Origin of the sequence: Gluconacetobacter entanii, assembly GCF_003206495.1 — a bacterium.
Taxonomy (GTDB): Bacteria; Pseudomonadota; Alphaproteobacteria; order Acetobacterales; family Acetobacteraceae; genus Novacetimonas; species Novacetimonas entanii.
The window spans coordinates 1-809 of sequence record NZ_NKUF01000133.1; the positions used below are offsets into that span (position 1 = coordinate 1).

The window sequence follows — 809 nt, forward strand, 5'->3', positions numbered from 1 at the left end:
ACGCCCAGTTCCTGGAAAGGCCGTATTATGGCTCGCGGCAGATGACATGGCATCTGCGCCGCCTGGGACATGAAGTGGGGCGCAAACGCGTCCGCCGGCTCATGGCGATCATGGGCCTGCGGGCGATCTACCAGAAGCCACGCACGAGTGTGCCCCATCCGGAGCATCGGAAATATCCATATCTGCTGCGGGATCTGGTCATTGATCGACCTAACCAGGTCTGGTGTTCCGATATCACATATATTCCCATGAAACGGGGATTTCTCTATCTCGTGGCGATCATGGACTGGTTCACGCGCAAGGTGCTGTCCTGGCGTCTGTCGAACACGATGGACGCGGAGTTCTGTATTGAGGCACTTCGGGATGCGCTGATGCGTTACGGCACCCCGGAGATTTTCAACACGGACCAGGGCTCACAATTCACGACGCCCCGTTTTACCGGTATCCTGGAAGAACGTCAGATCCGCATTAGCATGGACGGGCGTGGGCGCTGGCTGGACAACGTGTTCATCGAGCGTCTGTGGCGGTCGTTGAAATACGAATGTGTCTACCTGCACGCATTTGAGACCGGATCAGAACTTCGAGTGGGGCTCACGAAATGGATCACCCATTATAACGGGCAACGTCCCCATACGGCCCTGGCTGGACGAACGCCTGATGAGGCGTATCATGGCGCGCCGACGCCATCTGGTCCGGCGTTAACCCCGGACCAGATGGCCAACAGCAACGCCGTCAGAATGGCGGCATAACAACAACCGGGTATAGCTTATTCAAACCCAAAAACTGTCCGAACAGACGGGTCCACCTCT

1 pseudogene is annotated in these 809 nt (G+C 57.1%); it reads left to right on the top strand.

Annotated features, from left to right (window positions below):
* Window positions 1-749, top strand: a pseudogene (locus tag CFR72_RS16870) (IS3-like element ISGxy1 family transposase); the annotation flags it as partial.
* Between the last annotated feature and the right edge of the window lie 60 nt (window positions 750-809).